The 24,168-nt window shown below is 71.1% G+C and carries 24 protein-coding genes and 3 pseudogenes; 11 read left to right on the top strand and 16 right to left on the bottom strand.

The genetic code is table 11. The features are described 5' to 3' along the window. Nucleotides 1–189: 189 nt before the first annotated feature. Entirely contained in the window at nucleotides 190–1,518 is a 1,329-nt protein-coding gene (locus ACZ60Q_RS26070; RefSeq protein WP_469639570.1) for an MDR family MFS transporter, read from the bottom strand. Nucleotides 1,519–1,723: 205 nt separating this feature from the next. Here ACZ60Q_RS26070 and ACZ60Q_RS26075 point away from each other — a divergent pair, with 205 nt between their 5' ends. After that, nucleotides 1,724–2,485: a phosphoglyceromutase gene (locus tag ACZ60Q_RS26075; protein ID WP_469639256.1), complete on the top strand. Its 762-nt coding sequence runs from the start codon at nucleotides 1,724–1,726 to the stop codon at nucleotides 2,483–2,485. 79 nt (nucleotides 2,486–2,564) lie between these two features. On the opposite strand, the gene ACZ60Q_RS26080 is transcribed toward ACZ60Q_RS26075, so the two are convergent. Both ACZ60Q_RS26080 and ACZ60Q_RS26085 read right to left on the bottom strand, forming a co-directional pair. After that, nucleotides 2,565–2,726: a hypothetical protein gene (locus ACZ60Q_RS26080; protein ID WP_469639259.1), complete on the bottom strand. Its 162-nt coding sequence runs from the start codon at nucleotides 2,724–2,726 to the stop codon at nucleotides 2,565–2,567. A gap of 516 nt (nucleotides 2,727–3,242) precedes the next feature. Then, a pseudogene (locus ACZ60Q_RS26085) lies at nucleotides 3,243–3,443 on the bottom strand (tyrosine-type recombinase/integrase); the annotation flags it as partial. A gap of 5 nt (nucleotides 3,444–3,448) precedes the next feature. Between ACZ60Q_RS26085 and ACZ60Q_RS26090 the strand changes: the two are divergent. After that, a pseudogene (locus ACZ60Q_RS26090) lies at nucleotides 3,449–3,547 on the top strand (GntR family transcriptional regulator); the annotation flags it as partial. A 104-nt stretch (nucleotides 3,548–3,651) separates the two neighbouring features. Here the strand turns inward: ACZ60Q_RS26090 and ACZ60Q_RS26095 are convergent. The 4 genes and pseudogenes from ACZ60Q_RS26095 to ACZ60Q_RS26110 form a co-directional block, all read right to left on the bottom strand. After that, nucleotides 3,652–4,462 (bottom strand): annotated as a pseudogene (locus ACZ60Q_RS26095) (class I SAM-dependent methyltransferase). Continuing rightward, nucleotides 4,459–4,878 carry a hypothetical protein gene (locus ACZ60Q_RS26100; protein WP_469639261.1) on the bottom strand — a complete coding sequence of 140 codons (420 nt, stop codon included), beginning with the start codon at nucleotides 4,876–4,878 and terminating at the stop codon, nucleotides 4,459–4,461. Before ACZ60Q_RS26100 ends, ACZ60Q_RS26095 begins: the two are co-directional and overlap by 4 nt. Nucleotides 4,879–5,146: 268 nt before the next feature. After that, complete coding sequence (locus tag ACZ60Q_RS26105; protein ID WP_469639573.1) at nucleotides 5,147–5,791, bottom strand: hypothetical protein; 645 nt, start codon at nucleotides 5,789–5,791, stop codon at nucleotides 5,147–5,149. A 104-nt stretch (nucleotides 5,792–5,895) separates the two neighbouring features. After that, nucleotides 5,896–6,651: a class I SAM-dependent DNA methyltransferase gene (locus tag ACZ60Q_RS26110; protein ID WP_469639264.1), complete on the bottom strand. Its 756-nt coding sequence runs from the start codon at nucleotides 6,649–6,651 to the stop codon at nucleotides 5,896–5,898. A gap of 320 nt (nucleotides 6,652–6,971) precedes the next feature. On the opposite strand from ACZ60Q_RS26110, the gene ACZ60Q_RS26115 reads away from it, so the two are divergent. From ACZ60Q_RS26115 to ACZ60Q_RS26125, 3 genes are all read left to right on the top strand, one after another. Further along, on the top strand, nucleotides 6,972–7,451 hold the full coding sequence (locus ACZ60Q_RS26115; RefSeq protein WP_469639270.1) for a YunG family protein: 480 nt from the start codon (nucleotides 6,972–6,974) through the stop codon (nucleotides 7,449–7,451). Between the two features lie 94 nt (nucleotides 7,452–7,545). Next, nucleotides 7,546–7,794: a hypothetical protein gene (locus ACZ60Q_RS26120; RefSeq protein WP_469639274.1), complete on the top strand. Its 249-nt coding sequence runs from the start codon at nucleotides 7,546–7,548 to the stop codon at nucleotides 7,792–7,794. Next, nucleotides 7,791–8,033: a hypothetical protein gene (locus ACZ60Q_RS26125; RefSeq protein WP_469639277.1), complete on the top strand. Its 243-nt coding sequence runs from the start codon at nucleotides 7,791–7,793 to the stop codon at nucleotides 8,031–8,033. Before ACZ60Q_RS26120 ends, ACZ60Q_RS26125 begins: the two co-directional genes overlap by 4 nt. Nucleotides 8,034–8,084: 51 nt before the next feature. Here the strand turns inward: ACZ60Q_RS26125 and ACZ60Q_RS26130 are convergent, their stop codons facing one another. Continuing rightward, the gene (locus tag ACZ60Q_RS26130; RefSeq protein ID WP_469639280.1) at nucleotides 8,085–8,885 is read right to left on the bottom strand and encodes a hypothetical protein; all 801 of its coding nucleotides are present in this window, start codon (nucleotides 8,883–8,885) and stop codon (nucleotides 8,085–8,087) included. 308 nt (nucleotides 8,886–9,193) lie between these two features. On the opposite strand from ACZ60Q_RS26130, the gene ACZ60Q_RS26135 reads away from it, so the two are divergent. Further along, on the top strand, nucleotides 9,194–10,201 hold the full coding sequence (locus tag ACZ60Q_RS26135) for a phosphotransferase family protein (RefSeq protein ID WP_469639283.1): 1,008 nt from the start codon (nucleotides 9,194–9,196) through the stop codon (nucleotides 10,199–10,201). A gap of 48 nt (nucleotides 10,202–10,249) precedes the next feature. On the opposite strand, the gene ACZ60Q_RS26140 is transcribed toward ACZ60Q_RS26135, so the two are convergent. Next, the gene (locus ACZ60Q_RS26140; RefSeq protein WP_469639287.1) at nucleotides 10,250–10,762 is read right to left on the bottom strand and encodes a type III secretion system chaperone family protein; all 513 of its coding nucleotides are present in this window, start codon (nucleotides 10,760–10,762) and stop codon (nucleotides 10,250–10,252) included. 72 nt (nucleotides 10,763–10,834) lie between these two features. Continuing rightward, a complete protein-coding gene (gene mshA / locus ACZ60Q_RS26145; RefSeq protein WP_469639290.1) occupies nucleotides 10,835–12,226 on the bottom strand; it encodes a D-inositol-3-phosphate glycosyltransferase in 1,392 nt (463 codons plus the stop codon). A gap of 190 nt (nucleotides 12,227–12,416) precedes the next feature. On the opposite strand from mshA, the gene ACZ60Q_RS26150 reads away from it, so the two are divergent. The 3 genes from ACZ60Q_RS26150 (at nucleotide 12,417) to ACZ60Q_RS26160 (ending at nucleotide 16,525) form a co-directional block, all read left to right on the top strand. After that, the gene (locus tag ACZ60Q_RS26150) at nucleotides 12,417–13,202 is read left to right on the top strand and encodes a methyltransferase domain-containing protein (RefSeq protein WP_469639293.1); all 786 of its coding nucleotides are present in this window, start codon (nucleotides 12,417–12,419) and stop codon (nucleotides 13,200–13,202) included. Nucleotides 13,203–13,597: 395 nt separating this feature from the next. Then, the gene (locus ACZ60Q_RS26155; protein ID WP_469639295.1) at nucleotides 13,598–14,683 is read left to right on the top strand and encodes a C40 family peptidase; all 1,086 of its coding nucleotides are present in this window, start codon (nucleotides 13,598–13,600) and stop codon (nucleotides 14,681–14,683) included. A gap of 420 nt (nucleotides 14,684–15,103) precedes the next feature. After that, nucleotides 15,104–16,525, top strand: coding sequence for a PP2C family protein-serine/threonine phosphatase (locus ACZ60Q_RS26160; RefSeq protein ID WP_469639298.1), 1,422 nt, complete (start codon nucleotides 15,104–15,106; stop codon nucleotides 16,523–16,525). On the opposite strand, the gene ACZ60Q_RS26165 is transcribed toward ACZ60Q_RS26160, so the two are convergent. The 3 genes from ACZ60Q_RS26165 to ACZ60Q_RS26175 form a co-directional block, all read right to left on the bottom strand. Next, nucleotides 16,507–16,845, bottom strand: coding sequence for a DUF2516 family protein (locus ACZ60Q_RS26165; protein WP_469639301.1), 339 nt, complete (start codon nucleotides 16,843–16,845; stop codon nucleotides 16,507–16,509). The genes ACZ60Q_RS26160 and ACZ60Q_RS26165 overlap by 19 nt on opposite strands. 145 nt (nucleotides 16,846–16,990) lie before the next feature. Beyond that, entirely contained in the window at nucleotides 16,991–17,677 is a 687-nt protein-coding gene (locus ACZ60Q_RS26170) for a hypothetical protein (protein ID WP_469639304.1), read from the bottom strand. Nucleotides 17,678–17,712: 35 nt separating this feature from the next. Continuing rightward, complete coding sequence (locus ACZ60Q_RS26175) at nucleotides 17,713–18,198, bottom strand: helix-turn-helix domain-containing protein (protein WP_469639307.1); 486 nt, start codon at nucleotides 18,196–18,198, stop codon at nucleotides 17,713–17,715. Between the two features lie 302 nt (nucleotides 18,199–18,500). Here ACZ60Q_RS26175 and ACZ60Q_RS26180 point away from each other — a divergent pair, with 302 nt between their 5' ends. After that, nucleotides 18,501–19,397, top strand: a complete 897-nt coding sequence (locus ACZ60Q_RS26180; RefSeq protein ID WP_469639310.1) for an aminoglycoside phosphotransferase family protein — start codon at nucleotides 18,501–18,503, stop codon at nucleotides 19,395–19,397. A gap of 44 nt (nucleotides 19,398–19,441) precedes the next feature. On the opposite strand, the gene ACZ60Q_RS26185 is transcribed toward ACZ60Q_RS26180, so the two are convergent. The 3 genes from ACZ60Q_RS26185 to ACZ60Q_RS26195 all read right to left on the bottom strand — a co-directional run bounded on the left by ACZ60Q_RS26185 (nucleotide 19,442) and on the right by ACZ60Q_RS26195 (nucleotide 23,108). Then, nucleotides 19,442–21,187 carry a histidine kinase gene (locus ACZ60Q_RS26185; RefSeq protein ID WP_469639313.1) on the bottom strand — a complete coding sequence of 582 codons (1,746 nt, stop codon included), beginning with the start codon at nucleotides 21,185–21,187 and terminating at the stop codon, nucleotides 19,442–19,444. A gap of 122 nt (nucleotides 21,188–21,309) precedes the next feature. Beyond that, nucleotides 21,310–22,116: an ABC transporter permease gene (locus tag ACZ60Q_RS26190; protein ID WP_469639316.1), complete on the bottom strand. Its 807-nt coding sequence runs from the start codon at nucleotides 22,114–22,116 to the stop codon at nucleotides 21,310–21,312. Beyond that, nucleotides 22,113–23,108: an ABC transporter ATP-binding protein gene (locus ACZ60Q_RS26195; RefSeq protein ID WP_469639319.1), complete on the bottom strand. Its 996-nt coding sequence runs from the start codon at nucleotides 23,106–23,108 to the stop codon at nucleotides 22,113–22,115. The genes ACZ60Q_RS26190 and ACZ60Q_RS26195 overlap by 4 nt, the downstream gene beginning before the upstream one ends. Nucleotides 23,109–23,445: 337 nt before the next feature. Here ACZ60Q_RS26195 and ACZ60Q_RS26200 point away from each other — a divergent pair, with 337 nt between their 5' ends. Then, nucleotides 23,446–24,090: a response regulator gene (locus ACZ60Q_RS26200; protein WP_469639576.1), complete on the top strand. Its 645-nt coding sequence runs from the start codon at nucleotides 23,446–23,448 to the stop codon at nucleotides 24,088–24,090. Nucleotides 24,091–24,168 lie beyond the last annotated feature (78 nt).

A 24,168-nucleotide genomic window follows, 5' to 3' on the forward strand; every position in this document is an offset into this window, starting at 1 on the left:
ACCCCGACCGAAGTGGGGCGCCGAACCGTGCTCGGCGCCTGCGGCTGCGGGTCGGGCTGCGGGTGCGGCTGCCAGTCCGGTGCCCCGTGCCAGTGCGGCGGCTGCTCCGGCTGACCCGCGCCGTGCACGAGCGCACGGTGCCCGCCCGGCTTGCACTCCGGGCGCCGTGCGCGTTGCCGGTCCCCCGGATCAGCCCGCCCGCTCCACCGCCGCGGCGGGTGCGGCCTCCGGCTCGGCCCGGTCCGGCTGGGCCTCGGCGGGTACGGGTACGGGCGCGGGCAGTACGTCCGCCACCGCGTACTCCTCGCGCGGCAGGTTGCGCATCAGCAGCCAGTAGCCGCCACCGGCGACCGTGCCGATCACGGCGCAGGCGGCCCAGAGCCAGGCGGGGCCGTAGTGGTCGATCACGAAGCCGGACATCAGCGGCGCCACGAGCGCGGCCACCGACCAGGACATCGTGTACATGCCCTGGTAGCGGCCCCGGCCCTTGGCGGGCGACAACTGCACGACCAGGCCCGTCTGCGTGGGCGCGTTCACGATCTCGGCGAGGGTCCAGACGCACACCGTCAGGGCGTACGCCGCGACCGACCCGGCGAAGGCCGTCAGCCCGAAGCCGTACCCGGCGAGCAACGAGGAGATGATCAGCAGCCGGCGCGGGTCGCGGTGCTGGATGAAGCGGGTGACGGGGATCTGGAGGACCACGATCAGCACACCGTTGACGGCGATGGCGGTCCCGAAGTCGGAGCTGGAGAGCCCGTCCGTACCCATCGCCACCGGCAGCCCCACGTACCCCTGCTGGAAGATCAGCGACACCAGGAACGAGAGCCCCACAACCCCCATGAAGCGCCCGTCGCGCAGGACGGTGGTCAGCCGCACCTCGTCCTTGGGCCGCTTGCCGCCGACGGTCTTCACGGCCGCTTCCTCGGGCCGCGACTCCGGCACCTTCATGAAGACCAGCACGGCGCACACGAGCGTCATCAGGGCCTCGCCGATGAAACCGGCGAGGTAGCTGTACTCGGCGATGAAGCCGGCCCCGGCGGAGGAGATCGCGAATCCCAGGTTGATGGCCCAGTAGTTGAGCGAGAAGGCCCGGACCCGGTCCTTCGGGGGCACGATGTCCGCCATCATCGCCTGGACGGCGGGGCGGGAGGCGTTGCTCGCCATGCCGACGAAGAACGCCACGGCGCCGATGGCGAAGGGGTGCACCATGAACCCGAGCACCGCCACCGACACCGCGGTGGAGACCTGGGCGATCAGCATGGTGGGCCGCCGCCCGAGCCGGTCGGTCATCACACCCGCGCCGAGCGAGGAGATGACCCCGCCGAGGCCGTACAGGGCGGCGACGAGACCGGCGTACGAGGCCGAGTAGCCCCGGTCCAGGGTCAGGTAGAGGGCCATGAAGGTCGCGACGAACGCCCCGAGGCGGTTGACCAGGGTGCTGGTCCACAGCCACCAGAACGCGCGGGGCATCCCGGAGACGGTCTCGCGGGCGGCTGTGCGCAGACCGGCGACGGACATAAGGGTTCCCCCCACGGGACGTACGGAACGAGGTCTCGGGTAACACCCCCGACAACGATCGAGACCTTACGAAGCCCGGCTGCCCGCCCGCCACCGGATTGACGCTCCCCGTCAATCGTCGGACCGCCGAGCACTCCCGGCCCTGCGCTGTCCGCTGTGCGGGCGGGCGCGCGGAGCCCGCACGGGTTCGATTACGCTCGGACTCATGGCCGACGCACCGTACAAGCTGATCCTCCTCCGCCACGGCGAGAGCGAATGGAACGCGAAGAACCTGTTCACCGGTTGGGTGGACGTCAACCTCACCGAAAAGGGCGAGAAGGAAGCAGTCCGCGGCGGTGAGCTGCTCAAGGACGCCGGTCTGCTCCCCGACGTCCTGCACACCTCCCTCCAGCGCCGCGCGATCCGGACCGCCCAGCTGGCCCTGGAGTCCGCCGACCGCCTCTGGATCCCGGTCCGCCGCTCCTGGCGCCTGAACGAGCGCCACTACGGCGCGCTCCAGGGCAAGGACAAGGCGCAGACGCTCGCCGAGTTCGGCGAGGAGCAGTTCATGCTGTGGCGCCGCTCGTACGACACCCCGCCGCCGCCGCTGGCCCACGACGCCGAGTACAGCCAGTTCGACGACCCGCGCTACGCGACCCTCCCCCCGGAGGTGCGCCCGGACACGGAGTGCCTGAAGGACGTCGTCGTCCGCATGCTCCCGTACTGGTTCGACAGCATCGTCCCGGACCTCCTCACGGGCCGCACGGTCCTGGTCGCCGCCCACGGCAACAGCCTCCGCGGTCTGGTGAAGCACCTGGACGGCGTCTCGGACGAGGAGATCTCGGGCCTCAACATCCCGACCGGCATCCCGCTCTCCTATGAGCTGGACGCCGACTTCAAGCCGCTGAAGCCGGGCGGCACCTACCTGGACCCGGACGCGGCGAAGGCCGCCATCGAGGCCGTGAAGAACCAGGGCAAGAAGAAGTAAGCAGAGCTGAAGAAGCCCCCCACCTGCGGGTATTTCGCGTGGTGGGGGGCTTTCGGTGCGCTGGACCGTCTGTGGGCCGTCAGACTTGACCGCGCCAGAAGCGCACGCGGATGTCGAGCATGATCAGTAGAGCAGCCGGGATGGCGATCTCAGGGGATGCGGCTGCCCACAGCGCGAGCGCCCCGCCGCCCGTGCCGATCAGAACAATCGGTAGATCACGTGGGTGGACGTCGATGCTCATGCCCGTACGTGGGACCATGAAGTTCTCCTGCTGTGCTTTGGTTACACCGGATCAAGGTCATGACCGAAAAGTGGCACGGAGTCGAATGCCGCCCCTGGCCGGGCGGCATTCCTATGCCGTTGAGACTTTCCCATGAAGGTTGCTCCGGCGACAAACTCCCAGCTTGCAGGCGGCGTTACGGAGAAACCCGTGGGGCACTTTCGCGTTGTACGTGCATAACTGCATGCGCGCAAAAAGCACTGCTCCTGCTGTCCAGCGCTGTGCACAAATCGTCCCAGCAGCGGGACGGGGCAGGTGGGGTGCTGGGCCCGGGTGGGAGGTGGTGGGCCCGCAGGTGGAAGGAGCCGGTACGTTGCGGTGCCCCCTGCTGGGAGATTTCAGCGAGCTTTCTAGCTAGCTAGCTTTCTCTCAAGAAAGAAACATTGCTTGCGTGAGAGATACGTTCCTCTCATGGACGGTACGTACCATCCATGAGAGGAACGTCGACCAGCTTGCTGGAAAGTACTTGCCAGTGCTCTACGGGCTGGCAGGGAACGGGTTGGACGTTGAGCAAGCAGCAGAGACTGCATTCCGAGTCCGCTCCTGGGTCGATGACATCAGGTGCGCGTACACCCAAAGCGTCAGACCAGGGTCCGAGTGCCCGAGGTACTCGGCAAGTGCCTTGATGTTCTCCCCGGCGTCCAGCAGCACCGACGCGAAGAGGTGCCGCATCGCGTGCCGGGACCTACTACAGCGACCAGGGCCACCCCGTGGAGACGGCAGCCATTGTGGTGCCCGCAGCACACTGCGGGATCGTCCACATGGTCCCGATCAGCCGCTGACGAGAGGACCCGGCAGCTCCAAAGCTGTGCCCAGCCGTGCCCCCCTTCCCTTTTTGGTGGCTCCGCATTGGGGCTCCCGGCCTCCATGTACGGGGTGGCAGGACTCATCGGCAGACAAGCATGCCGCCCAGACAAGTGACGCGGAAGGCGCCCTCTGCCTGAATGGTCTCGTTGACCCGCTCCCGGGCGCGCTCGATCGTCTCCCGGAAAGGAACGCTCATCTTGTCGGCCCAGGCTTCGTACGAGGCCAAGTGCGCGACGACCGGTTCGGCGTCGGTCACCTCGATCACCCCGGGAATGGGGGATCGTGCGGATCTCGCCGAAGACCGTACCGAGGATCGCCGGCGCGTCCTCCAGGGTGAAGCGGGCGGACAACTGCACTCGGGCCGGGCCCTCCTGGATACCCAGCACATCGCCCGCGGCCCGGCGCCAAAGGTGCTCCAGTTCCCGCTTGTCGGTCTGACTGTTCGTGGAGACGATCGCGATGCCGTCGGGTGCCCGTACGCGGCCCAACTCCCGTACGGCCTGGAGCTGGTCCTCCACGTGGTAGAGCATGTGCAGCGCAAGGACCGCACCGAGGGCTCCATCCGCGATGGGCAACTGTTGGACGTCCGCGACGACCGCTCCGGGGATGGCGCCGAGGATGCCGTGAGAGACGTCCATGGGCAGCACGTTCAGGTCGGGACGGTCGTCCCGCACCCGGGCGACGAACTTCCCGTTACCGCAACCCATGTCAGCGATCACACCGCGTACGTCGGCCAGTTCGTTCACGACGATGCCCGGAAGATCGTGGCTCGGGGTCTGCCATTGGTAGAGGGACTGACGGGCGGCCAGGTGCTGCCCCGTGCCGTACGCCTTGGTGGAGAGAAGGCTGCGATCGGTCACCAGATGATCATGCGCGGGCTGGGAGGTCACCGGGGCTCCGTAGGATTGCTGGCGAGAGCGGGCCGGACGGTCACCTCGTGAATGTGCGCGCGGAGATCGACTGCCGACCGTGCGCCACGGTACGGCTCGCTTCCGAGGAGCGCGGCCGGACTGCGAAGCCTGATGGTGATGCTCGCCGTGTATCCCTCGGCGCCGAACACCTCCGAGAGCTTCGCACCGGCTCCCTCGACCTCACCGCCGGCGAGGTAGGCCGTGGCCAGGTCCAGATGGGCGGCCTGTAGATCGCCGGGAGAGCGGTCGCCTTCCGGCCCGGCCCGGTACAGCTCCACGGCACGATGGGACGCGCTTATGGCGTGCTGGACCTGGTCGTCGCCCGCGACGGCCAACAGGGTGGTCCCGGCGTAGACCCACTGCTTGGCCTCGGGAAACGAGAAGACCCCGGGCAACTCGTCGGGGCCCGCTACACGAAGCTTGACCCCGACTTAGCAGGTGAGGTGGCGATCCGGTTCTACCGGTGCGGACCTGGCATGCGCCCCACTCCCCTCGGCCGTGCTCGCCGTGGGGCGGGTGTCGGAGTTCTCGCGGGTGCGACTGCCCGTTCCTCGCGCTTCTTCGGCGCGAACGGGCGGGTTCCGTCGCGGGCTTGTGCATGTCCAACCGGGCCCGGTCGCAGCCCTGCGGGCCGGCGCGCCTTGGTGGCCGAAGGGCTCGCGCTCAGCCGATGCCGCTCATGTCCACGACGTCAGCCTTGTCCGGGGGACGGATGTCCAATGACTCGTCGAAGCCGCTGAATGACGTCGTGTTGTCGAACGTGGCGTCCTTGTAGAGGACCTTGAGGATGTACGGCTTGCCCTCAGTGGCCACGTGGAAGCCGAATTCGCCCTTGTTCTCCTTGTCGGCCACCTTCAGCAGAACCGTCGGCACTCCGTCGATCTCGGATGATCCGCCCTTGGTGGCCTTGCCGAACGAGGTGAACTCGTGTGTGCAGTCGGAAAGTTCGTCGCCCGGTTGCGACTCGCTGGACAGTTCCTTGACCCACAGTTCCTGCTCGCCCTTGCCCGCGACCTTCCGGCCCGAATCCTCCATGTGGGCCCGATTGGGGCGGATGTAGTCCGACCCGTCGATCCGGATCTGGTCGAGTCGGGCGCCCGAGGCCGTGGCCGTCCTGTACGCGCACGTGGCCTTGAGGTCGGTCACCAGATGGCTGGACCGGTCCTCGCCCCCGGTCACCTTGGTGGCCGTCTCGATGGTCACCGACTTCAGATCGCTCATCGCGGCGTTCGCGTCGTCGAGCAGCTGAGTGGCGGAGGGTTCCTCCGATGTGCCGCCGTCCGTGCAACCGGTCCCGGCCACACCCATGATCAAGCTCGCCAGCACCGCTGTCCCAGCGGCCGATATCCTTCGCACACGCCCCCCAAGTTTGCATCGGATCATGTTGGACGGGAAGGCCCCGGCCCGCTGTCTCAGGGCACCGGCTTGCGCCAGACCGAGATGTGGCGCTCCGAGTCCCCGGCGAACGGTGCCTTGTTCCAGTCCGCGAAGCGGTGTTCCCGCTCCAACCCCGCGATACGGGCCATCAGGTCGAGCTCCGCCGGCCAGGCGTACCGGTGCCGGGAGGCGTCTCGGCGGTAGTGGCCGTCGTCGCCGTCAGCCTCGGCTTCGCGGGTGAAGTGGTGCGAGACGAGGATCTGCTCGACCAGGTCGAAGGTGTCGAAGCCGAGATGCCGCTCGGATACGTCGAACGGCACCGCGATCTGGCCGGGCGGCAGGAACCGCAGGGGCGGCACGCCCAGTTCGATGACGAATCGGCCGCCGGGCTCGAGGTGCCGCGCCGCGTTGTGGAAGCATGCGACCTGCTCGTCCTGGGTGAGCAGGTTCGAGATGGTGTTGTAGACGAGGTAGACCAGGGTGAACGCGCCGGGGACGACCGTCGTGGCCATGTCCCCGATGGTTACCGGGAGGGTCGCCTCGTCCGTCTTGCGGCGGAGCACCTCCGCCATGGGCTCGGACAGTTCGATGCCCACCACCGGCACGCCACGCTCCCGGAGCGGCACGCCCACGCGGCCCGTCCCGATGGCGAACTCCAGGGCACGGCCGTCTCCGGCGAGTTCGGCGAGGAAGGCGAGGGTCGGTTCGAGGGCGGCGGCCGAGGAGTTCTCGGCCTCCTCCGCGTCGTAGCGGTCGGCGGTCGCGCGGGTCCACAGTTCACTGCTCGTCACGGGCGACCACTCTGCCCGGCGTCCGCGGCGCTGTCGACTCGTTTGATGGCGGTCCCTCTCTGCTCGCGTGCTCGGCTGCCGCCCTGGGGGGCCTCGGACCCGAGTGGGTGTGGGCCGGGTTTCCCGCCGCCTCTGTCGCGCCGCGCCTCGGCTTTCAGCCGGCCAAGCGCCGCGAGCGGCGTCCGGCCGCTGCCGCTGCCGCTGCCGCTGCCGCCGTCGATCGCTGGCCGCTGGCCGTCGGCCGTCGGCCGCTGGCCGCTGGCCGTTGACGCAAGCGGTCAGCGGGACCCGTTGTCAGTGACCCCTGCCACCCTGGTCATATGACGACCTATCTGCTTTCCGACATCGAACAGGCCCTGCGCGGCAGTTGGAGCGCCGAGACCTGCACCCCGGAGTACCGGGACCGCTGGAATCCGGACAATCCGGCGCGGGACCAGTGCGGGGTGACCGCCATGGTGCTCAACGACCTGCTCGGCGGGGAGCTGATCCGGGGCGAGGTCCATGTCGAGGGGGTGCGCACCGACTTCCACTGGTGGAACCGCCTGGGCCCGGGCGTGGAGATCGACCTGACCCGGGAGCAGTTCGGGCCGGAGGAGACCGTCGTCGGCGGTGACGTCATCGTCAGGCCGCCCGTCGGCGAGTGGCGGCGGCTCCAGGAGGAGTACGCGATCCTGCGCGACCGGGTCGCGGAGCGGCTCGGGCGGGAACCGGCGGCGGACCCGGCGGCGGCGGTGCCGTCGGACAGCGCGGGCCGAGTCGCTCCCGGTCCACGGCCGACCCGGTCCGTACCCGGTCCGTGACCCCGTCGGACCGGCCGAAGTGCCCCTCGTACGCACTACGGTGGGCGCATGCCGTCCGTGTGCTTCCAGGGCAAGGAGATCGAGGTGAGCGATCATGGGTGAGTCTCTGAAGACCTTCGTCGGCGGTGCCGAGGTCGAGGTGCCCAACAGCATCCCGGACATCCGGGCCGCGCTGCCCGACGAGAGACGCGAGGAGTTCGATCTCGCGATCAACGAGGCCGGGGTGCACGAGATCCAGGCTGTCATGCGGCACTGGATGCTGGAGGCCGTCCCCGATCCCGAGGCCGAGAAGATCCTTGACCGGCTGGCGCAGGACGAGGCCGAGAGGCGGAGCGTCTCTTGAGCTTCCGTATCTCCTACGCACCGCCCGCCGACGACACCCTGGCCAAGATGCGTGGCTGCGAGGCCTTCCGGGACGAGATGGCGCGCACCCTCGGCGAGGAGCCGTACGGCCACGGCTCCTCCGCCGTCAAGAGCGAACGGGACCGGCGTGAGGCGACCGTCTGCGGGGCGATCGTCCTCTTCTACGTCTCCCGGTCCGTCCTGACCGTCACCGTCGTCCGCCTCGTCCCCCTGCCCTGACCGCCCGAGGGGCGGGCGGGAAGGGCAGGGGCGCGGCCCGGCGTCCGTACGTCAGGCGAGCTTCTTGTCCTGTGCCGCCACGACCTCCGCCGGCACCTCGAACTTCACGTCGCCGCCCGCCGCCGCGAGGTTGAAGGAGAAGAACGTCGCCACGGTGCCTTCCTTGCGCAGCGCCACCAGCTTGAACGGGGTCTGGTCGCCGTCGTCCTCGGAGATGACCGTCCAGGCCGCGGCCTCGTCTCCGCCGGTGACCTTCTCCTGGGTGATCGAGGCGACCTTCGTCGGCGTGCCCGCGACCGTGGCGGTGAAGCCGCCCGCACAGTCCGCGACGGCCTTCTTCAGCACGGCGAACGCGTCCTGGCCCGCCGTCCCCTCGTAGGAGTGCAGCGCGACGAAGGTGGACGTCAGGTTGAAGGCGTCCTCGAACGCCTCCCCGGCTTCGCCTTCCGCCATGTCCTCCAGCGACTTCTTCTTGCCGTCGGTCTTCGGCTCGTCGATCACCTTGCGCTTCGTGGAGGCCACCGAACCCTTCTGCGCCACGCCGAACATGGCGTGGGCGACCGGCAGGCAGGCTTCCTTGTCGACCGTGACGCCGTCCGCCGGGACCTCGTCGGCCGGGCCGGCCTTGGTGACCTTGCGGCCCTTCAGGTCTCCCTGGGCGAGGGTGGCCTTCTCCAGCTCGGCGGCGGTGAGCGCCTCGGCCGGTGTCTCCGGGGCCGAACTGCTGCGGCTCGCCGTGCCCTTGTCGTCCTTCTTGTCGGCGTCCGTCGTGCCGCCGCAGGCGGTGGCCAGCAGGGTGAGGGCAGCCGCGGAGGCGGCGAGGGCGGTTCGGCGTACGGCAGTGGCGCGCATGGTTCTACTTCCCGCAATCTCAGGTTCGGAAGCAACCACCCGTCCCTCGTACGGCACTTCGACGCCGTCTGGGACGGGCCGTCGCAGTGAGCCACACCCTACGATCGAACCTGTGAGCGACGATCGGTCCAGCGGCACCCTCCGGTAATCGTGATTCGGCCGTGATCATCCTGTGAGCACACTGTGCGGCTCCGCTGTACAACCCGGCCCCGCCGCACGGCCCGCGCCCCGCAGCCCCGTCCCGCCGCACCCCACCTGCGCACCCCACCTCCGTACAACCCGCCGCACCACGAAAGGTCCTCACCCGCATGTCCGGCCACGCCCCCGTCCCGCCACTCGACCGCGTCCTCGACGCCCTCGGGGTCGGCGAACGCGACATCGCCTCGCGCGCCACCCTCACCGGAGGCACGTACAACACCGTCACCCGCGTCACGCTCACCGACGGCCGCGACTGGGTCGTCAAGACGCCCCCGCCGCACTCCGCCGCCCTACGGCACGAACGCGATCTCCTCGTCAACGAGGTCGCCTTCTACACCGCCGCCGCGCAGGCCGTCGGCCCCGCGGTACCCCGCGTCGTCCGCGCCGAACCGGACCCGGCCTCGCCGACCGGCGCGTACCTGGTCATGACCGCCCGCCCCGGCCGCCCCTGGCACGAGGCCGCCGCTACGGCGAGCGCCGGCGACGAGGCCCGGCTGCGGGCCGAACTGGGCGGCGCCGTCGGCCGGTTGCACGGCGTGACCGGTCCCGCCGGCTTCGGGTATCCGGGCCGGCCGTTCGGGCCGCTCGCCCCCACCTGGCGCGCCGCGTTCACCGCGATGACCGAGGCCGTGCTCGCCGACGCCGAGACCTACCGGGCCCGGCTGCCCTACCCCGTCGGCCGGATCCGCACGGTGCTGGCGGGCGCGGCCCACCTGCTGGACGACGTCACCCGTCCCGCCCTCGTCCACTTCGACCTGTGGCCGGGAAACCTGCTGGTCACGGGAGATCCCGGCACGCGCGCCATCGGTGGGATCATCGACGGGGAGCGGATGTTCTGGGGCGACCCGGTGGCCGACTTCGTCTCCCTCGCGCTCTTCGGGGACATCGAGCGGGACCGGGACTTCCTCGACGGGTACGAGCGGTCCACGGGTGGGGCGGTGGAGTTCACCGACTCGCTGCGGACCCGCTACGCGCTGTACCGGAGCTACCTCTACCTGATCATGCTGGTCGAGACCGTGCCCCGCGCCGTCGGGCCCGAAGCCGTCGAGGAGACGTGGAAGTCGGTCGCGCCCCACCTGGTCGCCGCCCTGGACGCCGTCCGCGGCGGCGGCGCCTGACGGGCCGGCACACCCGCACGCGCCGCCGCACCCGGGTGGGGGCGGACGTCAGCTGTCGGACGGACGCCGGGTCAGATGACTGAACGCGTCCAGGTTCCGGGTGGACTCACCGCGCGACACCCGCCACGCGTACTCCTTGCGGATCGAGCTCGCGAAGCCGAGCTCCAGGAGGGTGTTGAACGCCCCGTCGGCCGCTTCAAGCACCACGCCGAGCAGCCGGTCCAGCTCGTCGGCGGTGACCACCGACAGCGGCAGTTTGCCGGCCAGGTAGACGTCGCCGAGCGAGTCGATCGCGTAACTCACTCCGAACAGGCGGAGATTGCGCTCCAGCAGCCAGCGGTGCACCTCGGCGTCGTTCTCGTCGGGGTGCCGGACGACGAACGCGTTGAGGGAGAGGGAGTGCTTGCCGACCATCAGGGAACAGGTCGTCGACAGTTTGCGGGTGCCGGGCAGCGTCACGACGTAGTTGCCGCGCTCCGGGCTCTCCCATGCGAGCCCGGCATCGTTCAGCGTCGCCTCGATGACCTGGGCCGCTGCGGTCTCGTCCGGTACGTCAACCATGCAGCGAGCGTACGACAGGGTCGCGCCGCGCACGGCACGGGACCAGCGGTGCCCGCCCCGCGCGCGGCGGCCTCAGCCGTGGTGCGCCCGGGCCCGGCGGCGGTGGTCGCAGAGCGCGGCCGTGTACACGTCGGCGGTCGCCGAGGCGGCCGTGTCCCAGCCGAAGGACTGGGCGTGCGCCGCGGCGGCCGCCCCCATGCGCTCGACCAGCTCCGGCGCGTCCGCGAACCGCCCGAGCACGCGGGCGTAAGCCTCCGGCTCGTGCCCCTGCACCAGGAAGCCGCCGACCCCGTCGCGCACCGCCACCGGCAGCCCGCCCACGGCCGCGGCGACCACCGGGGTGCCGGTCGCCTGCGCCTCGATGGCGACCAGCCCGAAGGACTCGCTGTACGACGGCATGACCAGCACCGACGCGGCGCGGAACCAGTCGGCGAGCCGGTCCTGGCCCACCGGCGGATGGAACCGTACGACGTCGGCGATGCCGAGGCGGGCGGCCAGCTTCTGCAGCCCTTCGGGCTTGGCGAGTCCGCTGCCGCTCGGGCCGCCGACCACCGGCACGACGATGCGGGACCGCAGGGACGGGTCCCGGTCCAGGAGCACCGCCACGGCGCGCAGCAGCACGTCCGGGGCCTTCAGCGGCTGGATGCGGCCCGCGAAGAGCGGGATCAGCGCGTCCTGCGGCAGGCCGAGCCGGGCCCGCGCGGCGGCGCGGGCGGATGGGGCGCCCTCCGGACGGAGCTTGTCGGAGTCCTTGGGGAAGGGGCGGAAGCGGTCCAGGTTGACGCCGGGGTGCACGACGGCGACCGCGGCGGGGTCGGCGTCGTAGAAGCGGACGAGCTCGTCGGCCTCCTCGGCGGTGTTGGCGATCAGCCGGTCGGAGGCGTTCACGATCTGGGTCTCGCCGATGACCCGGGCGGCCGGCTCGGGGGTGTCGCCCTCGGCGAGCGCGGCGTTCTTGACCTTGGCCATGGTGTGCATGGCGTGCACGAGTGGGACGCCCCAGCGCTGGGCGGCGAGCCAGCCGACCTGACCGGAGAGCCAGTAGTGGGAGTGCACGAGGTCGTAGTAACCGGGGCGCTGACCGGCCCAGGCCTGCATCACGCCGTGCGTGAAGGCGCAGAGCTGGGCGGGCAGCTCCTCCTTGGCGAGACCTTCGTACGGGCCGGCGTCGATGTGCCGGACCAGGACCCCGGGCGCCAGCTCGACCGCGGGAGCCAGCGAGCCGGTGGTGGCCCGGGTGAATATCTCGACCTCGATGTTGATCGCGGCGAGGCGCTTGGCCAGTTCGACGATGTAGACGTTCATCCCGCCCGCGTCGCCCGTGCCGGGCTGGTGGAGCGGGGACGTGTGCACGGAGAGCATCGCGATCCGGCGTGGCTTGCGGGAGGCTCCGGAGAAACCACCGGGAAACCTGAGACGCGCGGCCGTGCGGGTGGAGCCGAGCCGGGAGACGTACTGGCTCACCTCGTCGGTCCTCCTCGATCGGGGCATGCTGACCGGAGGGCACGGAGCCCCTCCGAAGGGCGAGAACAGTGGAATCCCGTCGTTCATTTCCGCTTTGCCAAATCATTACGTTGCCGGACGGCGCGTCGCACAACGACGGCGGGATGTCCGGGCAGCCACCGCGCCCCGCCCCGTCGCATACGCTCGACCCATGCGTCAGCGCCCCATCGGCACCGCCACCCGCGGGACCACCAACCCGAACCGGCTGCGCCGCATGGACCGCTGGATCGCCGACGCGCACGGCCCCGCCCTGCGCCGCTCCGGGACGCCGGTCGCCGTCGACCTCGGTTACGGGGCGGCTCCCTGGACCGCGGTCGAGCTGTTGGACCGCCTGCGCACCGCCGAGCCGCGCACCGTGGTGGCGGGCATCGAGATCGACCCGGAGCGGGTCGCCGCCGCGCAGCCGTACGCCCGCGAGGGCCTCACCTTCGTCCACGGCGGCTTCGAGGTCCCCCTGGACGTCCGCCCCCTGCTCATCCGGGCGGCGAACGTACTGCGCCAGTACGACGAGGACCAGGTCGCCGAGGTCTGGGGGCGGCTGTGCTCCCGGCTCGCCCCGGACGGCCTCCTGGTCGAGGGGACCTGCGACGAGATCGGGCGCCGGCACGTCTGGGTGGCGCTGGGGCCGAAGGGGCCGCGCACGGTCACCTTCGCGACCCGGCTCGGCTCGCTGGGGCGCCCCTCGGACCTCGCGGAACGGCTGCCGAAGGCACTGATCCACCACAACGTGCCGGGGGAGCCGGTCCACTCGTTCCTGCGGGACTTCGACCGGGCCTGGGCGACGGCCTCCCCGTACGCCTCGCTCGGCGCGCGGCAGCGCTGGATCGCGGCGGTGCGGGCGGTATCGGCCGACTGGCCGGTGACGGACGGGGTACGGCGGTGGCGGCAGGGCGAGATCACCGTGCCGTGGGACGCGCTGCGGCCCGACAGTCACTGAACCCTTGCCCGGAAGGGCAGAATTCCTCCGCCCCTGGAACGCCGCAGGGGCACCGTTCGTCCCAGTGAGGGGAGACGGCGCAGGTCGAAGAGGTGCGCGAGCCGGGCAGGCCGGGGGGAATCATGACGAAGCAGCCCTGCGGGGGCGGTATGTGACGCGTCGGGTACCGTCGGCCCCTGTTGCTTTACGGGACGACATGGCACGATCGCGACGTTGCCGAAAAGTTACTGACGGTAAGTCAGATGTGGGGTTCCTGACTTCTCTTGCTTTTCTCGCATGCACTGCACCCACCGCATTCACTAGGGTTTATTGCATTCGCCGCACTCATCACCTTCATCATCTTTGTCGCCTTCGTCCGGAGGCGGGCCCGGAGTAATCACCCGGAGGGGGAGCTCGTGAACCGACGCCACCGCGCCACTGCCGCCATCACGCTGGTCTGTGCGCTGGCCCTGCTGACGTCCACGGGCCAGGCCATGGCCGCCCCGGTTCCGGAGCCCTCGCCCTCCCCGTCCTCCTCCCCCGGCGGCTCGCCGTCCCGCTACTCCAACGCGGACCTCGAAAAGGTCCGCGAGCAGATCGACACGCTGTACCGGAAGGCGGGCGCGGCGACGGACGCGTACAACCTCGCCGAGGAGCAGACGAAGAAGCAGTCCGGCGAGATCGTGCAGCTGGCCAAGGCGATCGTCGACGGCCAGGCGCGCATCGCCGCCCTGAAGGACCGGGCCGGGGCCCAGGCCCGCGAGCAGTACCGCAACGGCGGCCTGCCGCCCGGTGCGCAGCTGGCCCTGAGCAACGACCCGAAGCTGTTCCTGGACGGGCTCAACAACGTGCGCCAGAGCCAGCAGGCCTCCAAGTCGCTCCTGACCGACCTGACCCAGACGCAGGAGGACCTGGAGACGTACACCCAGGACGCCAGCGCGAACTGGGAGAAGCTGGAGACGATCCGGGTCCAGCAGGCCAAGGCCAAGAAGAAGATCAACGGCCGGATCAAGGCGGCGGAGAAGCTCGAATCGCAGCTGGTCGGGAAGGAGCGCGACCGGCTCCGCCAACTGGAGCGGGACGCCGCGGACAGGGCGCAGAACGCCTGGCTCTCCACCGGCGCCGTCAAGGACGTCAGCGGCGAGGCGAGCGAGGGCGGAGCGGCGGCGGTGGCCTTCGCGACGGCGCAGATAGGCAAGCCGTACGCCTGGGGAGCCGAAGGCCCCGGTTCGTACGACTGCTCCGGGCTGACCTCGCAGGCCTGGCTGGCGGCGAAGCGTCCGATCCCGCGCACCTCGCAGGAGCAGTGGCGGCTGCTGCCGCGTATCGACATCCGGGACATGCGCCCCGGTGACCTGATCATCTACCACGCCGACGCCAGCCACGTCGGGATGTACGTCGGCGACGGCGAGATCGTCCACTCCCCGCGCCCCGGCCGCAACGTCACGCTGGCGGGCGCGGGCTCGATGAAGATCCTCGGCGTGGTCCGCCCGGACAGGTAGGACCGACCGGCCAGGTACGCGGGACCGGCGACCGACCGCCGACGTCCGGCCCTCGGAGGGCCGGGCGCACACACGGGACCGGCCGCCGCCGTCCGGCCGTGGAGGGCCGGCTCCCTGACGCGGGACCGGGGCGCCCCGGGCGGGGACGCGGCCCTCGCGAGGCCGTGAGCGGGGCCACGTGAGCGGCGCCACGCCACCGCCCACGGGCGCGTGATGTTTGTCATGCACGCTTCTCCGCCGTTCTGGCGGCCCAGCGCGCCGGATCCGTGTCGGGACGCGGCTTATGGCGGCGCGTTCGACGGGGGCCGGTCACCGTGCGCCATTCCGTTCCCCCACCGCGGACCGCTATCGTCCCCGACTGGCGGATCGTCGATCGTCGACCCGCCGCACCCTCGGGGGGAGGGAAGGAAACCCGAACCGATGCCCGTACCCGTACCGCGGCAGCGATCCGTTCCCGCTGCGGAGACTTCGCACGGCGGACTCACCCTGCTGGTGATCGAGGACGACCCGGCGGGCACCACCATCACCGTCCCCGAACTCTCGGCAGCGGCCGGGACCCGGGTCCGCATCCGTACCGCCCGCAACCTCACCGAGGCCGCGCGACTGCTCACCGACGACGTCGACTGCATCCTGCTGGACCTGGCGCTGCCCCTCACGGGCGGCGGCTCCGGCCCCGGCACGCCCACCACGGACGCCGGGACCGCCGGAACCGGGCCCTCCGGCAGCGGACCGCGGCCCGAGCCCGTCTCCGAGCGGGCCGGCGAGCTGGCGGCCCTCACCCACGTACTCCGCATAGCGCCACTGCACGCGGTCCTCGCACTGACCGCGCAGGACGACACGGAGCTGGCGGCCGAGGCGGTCCGGGTCGGGGCGCAGGACTACCTCTTCCGGGGTGAGCTGGACGCGCGCGTCCTGAGCCGCGCCATCCGGTACGCCGTGGAGCGCAAGCGCGCCGACATCGCCCAGCACCAGCTGACCGAGTCCCGGCTGCGCGCCCAGGAGAACGCCCGCCTGGAACGCGGCCTGCTTCCCACCCCGCTGCTGGACGGCTCCGGTCTGAGCTTCGCCGCCCGCTACCGCCCCGGCCGCAGCCGTGCCCTCCTCGGCGGCGACTTCTACGATGTCGTCCGCACCCCGGACGGCACGGTGCACGCGATGATCGGCGATGTCTGCGGACACGGCCCGGACGAGGCCGCGCTCGGTGTCGAGCTGCGGATCGCCTGGCGAGCGCTGACCCTGGCCGGGCTGTGCGGGGACGAGCTGCTCTCCACGCTCCAGCAGGTGCTGGAGCACGAGCGGCAGAGCGAGGAGATCTTCGCGACGCTCTGCACCGTGGACATCGCACCCGACGGGCGACGGGCCGGGCTCTGCCTGGCCGGGCATCCCGCACCGCTGCTCGCCCGCCACGGCCTGCCCGCCCGACTGCTCCCGTACGAGAACGGCGGCCCGGCCCTGGGGCTGCTGCCGCGGGCCCGGTGGCCCCGCCGCCAGGTCGAGCTGGGCGGCGCCTGGAGCCTGATGATGTACACGGACGGGCTCATCGAGGGGCGCGTGGGGAACGGCGGCAGCGAGCGGCTCGGCCAGGACGGCATGGTCGCGATGGTCAACAGCCGGCTCGAAGAGGGTCTGACGGGCGAGGAGCTGCTGGAGGCGGCGGTCACCGAGGTGCGGGAGCTGAACGGCGGCGAGCTGACCGACGATGTGGCGGTCCTGCTGCTGGGCCGCGATCCGGAGTGGATACGACGACGGGGCGGCAGCGCACCGCGCTCCCGCCCCGTGCCCGTCGACCGGCCGCCGTCCCCGCCCGCCTGGGCGGCGAGGGTTCAGCGCCCGCCGTTGTAGGGACCGTACGGACCGTCGCTGCTGGAGCCGCCGCTGCGGCCACCGCCGCCGCCCGAGACCTCCTTGAGCGCGGGACGCACGTCGACCATGAACACGATCGACGCGACGACGCCCGCGAGCTGCAGGAACAGCATCGGGATCAGCAGGTTCACGGCGACGGCGACACCGAGGATCACCAGCCAGAAGGACTTCTTCTTCTTGTCGGCGGCACGGTAGGCGTCCTCACGGGCGGTCGCCGCGAAGACGAACGCGACCACGGCCAGCACCAGCATCGCCAGATAGAGCAGCTGGAGGAGTGAGCCGAACGCTGAGAGCAACATGGTGTGTACCGCCTAGTGAGTGGATGAGCGCCCTGCGGCCGGAAGGGCCAAGGTACCGGGACAACGAGCAGGCCACCCGTAAAGGTGCCCGCCCCGCGCCCCGGTCACGCGTCCCGCTTGCCGCGTACCGGAAGGACCCATGGGGTCACTTGTCGGCGGGCGGCGGGGTCTTCCTGGCCGTGGGCTTGCGCGGCGCCGGCGTCTTCTTGGCGGGCGCGGCCTTGGCCTCGGCGGGCTTCACCGGGACGGCGGGCTTGGCCTCGGCGGGCTTCACCGGCGCGGCCTTCGTCGCCGCGGGCCGCGCCGTGGCGGGCTTGGCGGCGGGCGCGGCCTTCGTCGTGGTGGGCGCGGCCTTGGGCTTGGGCGCGGCCTTGGGCTTGGCCTCGACGACGGCGGCGATCTCGACGATCTCCTCGGCCGTCTCCCCGCGCCAGGTCCGTACGGTCTGCTCACCGTGCTCGGCGACCTTCTCGTACGTCTCCCGGGCCCTGATCGCGTACTCGGCGGCCACACCCACCCCGCGGAGCGCCAGGTCCTGCGCGTTCTCGCCCAGCTTCTTCAGGTCGGCGGCGTCGAGCGAACCGAACACCTCGGTGACCTTCGCCTGCACGGTGGCCTGGGCCTCCTTGGCCTGCGTGGTCACCTTCTCCTGCACGGCCTTGGGGTCGGTGTTGCGCACGGCGTCGATCCGCTCGGGCGCCTCGGCCCGCAGCTGCTCGATCAGCGCCGGAACCTTGCGCGCCTGCCGCACGGCCAGGTCGGCCGTGCCGGCGGCGAAGTAGAGGGGGGTCGGGTCGGTGAGGGTCTTGCGCAGGTCATCGGTGATGGCCATGACTGTGGTCCTCCCGGATCATCAGAACCAGCTGTTCAGCTGTGAGGGTGTTGAGGGTGTTGAGGGTCTTGGTCTTCGGTGGCGTCCGCGCCGGCGCCGTCGCCGTTACGGGGCCCGGCGTCGGCGTCCGCGGCGGCGTCAGCGTCCGCTTTCCCGTCCGCATCGGGCCCGGGGACGAATCCGTTCTCGCGGCGGAAGGAGTCGTAGATCTGCAGCAACACGTTCTTCTGCCGCTCGTTGATCGACGGATCGGCCAGAATGACCGCCCGCGTCTCCAGCTCCTCCCGCTCCCGCTCGTCGAGGATCCCCGCACGTACGTACAGGGTCTCGGCCGAGATCCGCAGCGCCTTGGCGACCTGCTGGAGGACGTCCGCGCTGGGCTTGCGCAGACCGCGCTCGATCTGGCTGAGATACGGGTTCGACACCCCGGTCGCATCGGCGAGCTGCCGCAGCGAGAGCTGCGCCGCACGACGCTGCTCCCGCAGGTAATCACCGAGATTGCCGACGTTGAGTGATGCCATGACTCGATGGTGCAACACCTCCGCTAACTTTTGCAAGCACATGCTTGCAAAAGTGTCGTGTACCACCCGGTCGGCCACGGTGCTCACTCCGTACGGGTGTCCGTTCCCGCTACATCCGCACATCCGCGGTTTCCCGCCGGACCTGCGAGGTGAACCGGCCAGGTCCCGTTCGATCCGCGGAGCCGACCGTCCTCCGACGAGTAGCCGCGCATGGCGGTAAATCGGTCGACAGGCAGAACCGCGACACACTGTGATGGCCCCTACCGTCCGCCGCACGGAGTGGACCGACCGCAGGAGCTGTCTTGGCAACCGCGAGAACCGCGGACATCCGACCCGAGATCGATGCCGCACTCGTCAGGCGCCTGATCGACACCCAGTTCCCGCAGTGGGCGGGACTGCCTCTGAAACTGCTCGACCCGGCCGGCTCCGACCATGTGATCTACCGGCTCGGCGACGGGCTGGCCGTCCGGCTGCCCCGCCATGCCGGGGCCATCGGTCAGGCCAGGAAGGAGTTCCGGTGGCTGCCCCGGCTCGCCCCACACCTCCCGCTGACCATTCCGGTACCGGTAGGGGTGGGGGAACCCGACTTCGGCTATCCGTGGCCGTGGGCGGTGTCCCGATGGCTCGAAGGCGAAGTGGCGACCGTCGACGCACTGGCCGACTCCACCAGGACCGCCGTCGAACTGGCGCACTTCCTGGCCGCTCTTCAGCGGTTCGCGCCCGAGAACACGCCCAGGGCCGCCCGCGAACACCTCACCGGTTGGTCGCTGTCCGACCGAGACCACGCGACGCGGGTCGCCATCGCTGAGGTCGATGGCGTCTTCGACGCCACGGCGATGACCAGGCTGTGGGATGCGGCCATGAGCGCCCCCGGATGGGATGGCCCTCCGGTGTGTTTCCACGGCGACTTCCACACGGGCAACCTGCTGACCCTCCACGGCCATCTCAGCGCCGTCATCGACTTCGGCGGGCTCGGTATCGGTGACCCGGCTTGCGACCTGATGATCGCCTTCACCCTGATGACGGCCGGCAGCCGAGCCTCCTTCCGTGACACGCTCGGCGTGGACGACGCCACCTGGTTGCGAGGCCGCGGCTGGGCCATGGCCACCGGCCTCAACGCCTACACCACCTACGCCGCCGTCAACCCCCGGGTCGCCGCGCAGACCACCCGGCAGATCACCGAGGCGCTCATCGGCTGATAGGGGCATCAGCGGTGCTGATCTCCCCACGGACCGTACGGGCGTCAGGGGCGGCTTGCGGGCACGGTGTCCTTGGTCAGCAGCCTGTTGCCGGACCAGCAGAGCCGGTAGAGGTCGACTTCGTCCAGCAGGTCGCGGCCGGACCGGTAGAACTCGCAGCGGGCGCCGGGCGGCCGGGATGCGGAACGGGCCCGGTCGGACGGGTAGGGATAGGCGCGGGCCGGCAGCAGAGGGGCGAGTTCGGCGCGCGGCCGGCCGATGGTCAACTCGTCGAACCGGGAGGGCGGGAGCACGCTCGTCGTCAGCTGCCACGCCAGGTAGACGGCGGACGGCACGAAGAAGACGGCCGCGACGGCAGGTGCTACGAAGGCGACGGCCGAGCGGCGACGGGCATCACTCCGTACGGAGGCGAGCCGCTCGGCGGACTCCGGAAGGACCGTGCCCGGGGCCGGGACGGGGGCCTGGGCTGTGAACAGGACCGTGCCCGGGGCCTGTTGGGGAGCGGTCTCGGACGGCGCCGCGGGCCCTCGGGCCCCGACCGGGGTTCCGGGCGCCGGCACCGGCGCAGGCGTCCCGGTACGCGCCGGCACCGGTCCCGGCGCGGGCGTCCCGGTACGGGAGGGTGCCTGGTGGGGGAGGACGGCGGTGACCTTGAACCCGTCCTCGTCGGGCCCGGTCCGCAAGGAGCCGCCGAGGACCGTCACGCGCTCCTGAAGTCCGGTCAGCCCCCGGCCGACGCCGCCTGCCGGGCCCGCGCTCGCGTGCGCCGGTCCGCCGGCCGACGGGACGGCGTTCATGACGCTCACCCGGGTACGGTCGGGCTCGTGGGTGATCCGCACGCTGATCGGACAGTCCGGCGCGTGCTTCGTCGCGTTGGTGAGGGCCTCCTGCACCACCCGGTACATCCCGCGCTCGACCAGGCAGGACAGGGGAGGCGGCTCCCCGCGCCGCTCCCAGCGCACCGGCACTCCGGAGGCGACCGCCCGTGAGAGGAGGTCCTCGACGGTGTCGTTGACCGGCAGGCCCGCACCCGTGTCCCTGCCGGGCGGGTCCTGAAGGATCGCGACGGTCTCCCGCAGTTGCTCCACCGCGTCCGCGATCGTCCCGCGCAGATCGGCGAGGTCGGCACGGTCGCGGTCGGTGAGGTCGGGCGAGAGTTCCAGAGCCCCGGCGCGCAGGGCGACGAGACTCAGGGCGTGGCCGAGGGAATCGTGCGTGTCGGCCGCGATCTGCGCCCGTTCGGTCAGCCGCGCCCGCTCCGCGACCAGATGCTGCCGCTCTTCCAGGCCGCGGGCCAGCCGCCAGCCCTCCCGCACCAGTTGGCGCCGGCCACGCCAGTGCCGCCCCGCCAGCCAGGGCAGCAGCAGAGCCGCGGGCAGGACGGTCAGCGCGTAGAACCACCACACGGGCTGCGCCCGCAGCACGGCGCAGGTCGCGAGATCGACCGCGGCGCACCCGGCGAGCAGCAGGAGCGGGCGCCCTGCCGCGGCGACCCGGGCGCCGAGCAGACAGCTCAGGGCGGCCAGCGACAGGACGTGGGCGTTGCCGGGAGTCGCGGTGTCGGCCAGGCCCACCACGCACAACCCGTTGACCAGTACGACCGCGGCTCCCGGGCGGCGGCGGGACCACGGCACGGCCACCGCCAGGACGGCCAGGGGGAGGAACAGGTCCAGCGTCAAGGAGGCCGTGCCCGCGTCCCGGTATCCGTAGCCGGTGGCGGCGGCGAGCACGGCCCACAGAGCCGCGTCGCCGCGCGCGGACCTGGCTGAGGTGGTACGCGTGTGCGGCACGGTGCTTCGGCCGTCCTTCCGCTGGATGTCCTCACCTGTCAGGGCCGATTCTCCGGGGCGGGCCCGGACACCCGCCGGGCGGGCGGGCCCGGTGCGATGCTCCGGGGCGGTTCCGTCGCTGTTCAGGCGTCCCGACGTCGCAGCACGAGAAGTCCGGCCACCTGGGCGGCGGCGGCCCACACCAGCAGGATCAGCAGACTCACGGCGTCCGGGAACGGGGCTTTCCCATCACCCAGCATGAAATATCCCCCCACGGTCTGCGGCATGTACTCGTTGATGGCCAGCAGCACCGGACCGCCCAGTCCGACCAGCATGCCGGGCAGGGCGGACACCACGAAGAAGATCACGGCCACGGTGCCGGCTGCCGTCCGCAGGGCGAACGACACCCCTACCGTCAGCACGCAGATGAGCGCGGAGTACCCGCCCATGGCGACGGTCTGGTACGCCACCTTCGACAGCTCGAAGTCGGCGTGCCCCTGGAAGGGGCCCCAGGCCATCGCAGTACCCAGCACCGCCCACACCACCGCGGTGACGAAACCCACCAGGGCGCTCAGCAGCGCCTTGGCCAGCTGCACGCGCGGCCTGACCGGCACCCACAGCAGCGAGGTGCGCACGCTGCTCGTGGAGTATTCGCTCGTCACCGTCGTCATCGCCAGAACCACCAGGGCGAACTGGGTGAGGACGACCGAGGACACCGAGGCGTTGCCGACCGGCTGGATCGGTTTGTCGTTGATCCGGGCGATCGACCCGTAGTAGAAGGTGAAGACCGCGGTCACGACGAGGCCGGCGAGCAGGCAGACGTACGGCGTGCGGATGGTCCACAGTTTGGTCCACTCCGCGGTGAACGCGCCGACGAATCCGCCACCGGTGTGCCCGGAGACCACGCGGCCACGGGGGCCTTCGCTCACCTCGGCCGGTACGGTGCTCATGCTCCCCCTCCCCGCGTCTGCGCGGTACCCGTGCCGCCGGGCACCGGGTCGCCGGACGCCGGGTCGCCGGGCACCGGGTCGCCCGTTTCGTACTCCACGCTTCGCGCGGTCAGTTCCATATAGACCTGTTCCAGCGAGGCGGAGACGGTCCGCAGTTCGTGCAGCCGCAGTCCCAGGTGGTGGGCCAGGTCACCCACCTGCTCGGCACTGCGGCCCTTCACGACGAGCTCATCGGCCGCGGGCGTCTCCACGTTCACGTCGCCGTCCTTCAGGAGATGCCCGATCAGCGTGCGCAGGTCCGCCTCGTCGGGGGTGCGCACCCGCACCGACGACAGCGCGCTGCCGGCCAGCAGGTCGGCCATCGACGTGTCGGCCAGCAGCTTCCCCCTTCCGATGACGACCAGTTGGTCGGCGGTCAGCTGCATCTCGCTCATCAGATGACTGGACAGGAAGACCGTCCGGCCCTCCGCGGCCAGGGACCGCACGAGCTCACGCACCCAGCGGACACCGTCGGGGTCGAGGCCGTTGACCGGCTCGTCGAAGATGAGCACCCGCGGGTCGCCGAGCAGCGCGCCCGCCACGCCCAGCCGCTGGTACATCCCGAGGGAGAACGCCCCGGCGGAGCGCCGCGCGACCTTCGCCAGGCCGACCATCTCCAGCACCTCGTCCACCCGGCGCAGTGGAATGCCGTTGCTGCGTGCCTGCGCCACCAGGTGGCCGCGTGCGGAGCGAGCCGGGTGCAGGGCCTTGGCGTCGAGAAGCGCGCCGACCTCGCGGATCGGGTGACGCATCGAGGCGTACGGTCTTCCGTCGATGAGCGCCTCGCCCTCGGAGGGGTGGTCCAGGCCGAGAATCATGCGCATCGTGGTCGATTTGCCGGCGCCGTTGGGACCGAGGAAGCCGGTCACCAGACCACCCTTGACGTCCAGTGTCAGACCGTCCACGGCGACGGTCCCGCCGTACCGCTTGGTCAGTTCTCGAAGGGTGATCACAGAGCTCCTCGGTGCCGGTCACGGAACGCGGAAATCGCCGACGGCGCGCACCGGCCGGCACATGGTGCCCGGCCCGGAAGCGGAGCGGAGACGCCCGGCCCGGAAGCGGAGCAGTGATACTCGGCCCGGAAGCGGGACGCCGCGATTCCTGTACGAGAGCGACGCTAGGAGTCCGCGGCGCCGGTGCCCATCGGTCGAACGGCAGCGACGTCCTGCCGTTCGTCAGGGGTGTCCCCCGCCCCGGGGGTGATCCCCGAAGGCGACCGTTCGCACGGCGGTGCGTCGGCCGTAGGCTCGCCGCGTGGAAGAGACGACACCGGACAGCCGGCCGGTCCGGGTGCTGATAGCCGACGACGAGGCGATGATCCGGGCGGGGGTGCGGGCCATCCTCGCCCGGGACCCGCACGTCGAGGTGGTCGCCGAGGCGGGCGACGGGCACGAGGCCATCACGCTCACCCGCGAGCACCGGCCGGACGTGGTCCTGCTGGACATCCAGATGCCCGGCCTGGACGGGCTGACGGCGGCGGCGCGGCTCCACCGGGAATCCGTGACGGTGGGCGTGATCATGCTGACGACCTTCGGTCAGGACGAGTACGTCACCCGCGCCCTGGAGGAGGGCGCCGACGGCTTCCTGCTGAAGGCGGACGACCCGAGAGAACTCCTCAACGGGGTACGGGCGGTGGGAGCCGGCGGGGCCTACCTGTCCCCGCGGGTCGCCGGCCGGGTCATCGCCCGGATGCGCGCGCACCGGGCGGCACACCCCCACCGCTCACTGGAGCGGCTCACGGAACGGGAGCGCGAGGTGCTGGCCGGACTCGGGACGGGCCTGTCCAACGCGGAGATCGCGAGCCGGCTGCACCTTGTGGAGGGCACCGTGAAAGCACATGTCAGCGCGGTACTCGCGAAGCTGGGCGCACGCAACCGGGTGGAGGCGGCCATCTCCGCGTACGAGGCCGGCCTGGTCCCACGGGGCCCCCGCTGATCCGGGCATCGGTCGCGTGCGAGCCGGTAAGGGGGATCAGCCGGACCTGTTTCGACGTGGAACGCTTTGATGAAGTGT

It is taken from the genome of Streptomyces sp. NPDC104313 (genome assembly GCF_055583985.1).